At 43.5% G+C, this 642-nt stretch carries 1 protein-coding gene; it reads right to left on the bottom strand.

Going from position 1 to position 642, the window contains the following annotated elements; translation table 11 throughout:
* Window positions 1-78: 78 nt before the first annotated feature.
* Window positions 79-366, bottom strand: coding sequence for a hypothetical protein (locus tag EHW56_RS15250; RefSeq protein ID WP_152800118.1), 288 nt, complete (start codon window positions 364-366; stop codon window positions 79-81).
* Between the last annotated feature and the right edge of the window lie 276 nt (window positions 367-642).

The following is a 642-nucleotide window of genomic DNA, read 5'->3' as shown; positions in this document are numbered from 1 at the left end:
GATCCTTTATTTTCACTCATTTTAATTAATAAACATGGTACAACGCACGGTTTTAAGCTTTAATTGATAAATAAGTCATTAAATCGATAGCCCAGGCATGGCGCGGATCTTCATGCGTTTTCCCTGTACCGAATTGGCCATGTGCGAAGTTGCACCAAGATTAAATAGTTGCTGCTCTTGCTGAATTTCAAGATTTCTTTGATGTGCAGCGTGATCTCGAACCAACTGAAAAAGGGCAGCGGCTAATCCGGAAACACCAGGTAATGAAGCAATACCTTTGTACACATCATTTATTGGGGCGACAAATGTAAACCCTAAAGAAACGCCAACAATAACAACTATGCCGAACCAAAAGACTTTATTCAAGTACGATACTCCTTTTACAGCTAACATTGTCTTAGTGCGCACGCACGATTTCCCAAAACCGTTATCCGCACTCTCTTCTACCTAACTGGCTGTTACCAATAGAATTTCTCACCTCTAATGGATACTGCCTTTCGCGAAAGTGTGCATGCCCACGGAAAACGCATGAACATCCCCGTCATGAAAGGCTTCCCAGCACGGTCGCGAGGTACTCTTGGTCCATCGCGCACATCATTCGCTTGCGTTGAATGCCGGCTTTGAAACTCTTCTCTTGCTTTA

This window comes from Salinivibrio sp. VGrn1 (genome assembly GCF_009377995.1).
In the GTDB taxonomy this organism is placed as follows: domain Bacteria; phylum Pseudomonadota; class Gammaproteobacteria; order Enterobacterales; family Vibrionaceae; genus Salinivibrio; species Salinivibrio siamensis.
Note: the sequence above shows the minus strand (reverse complement) of the source record. Positions and strands in the feature narration are given on the sequence as shown.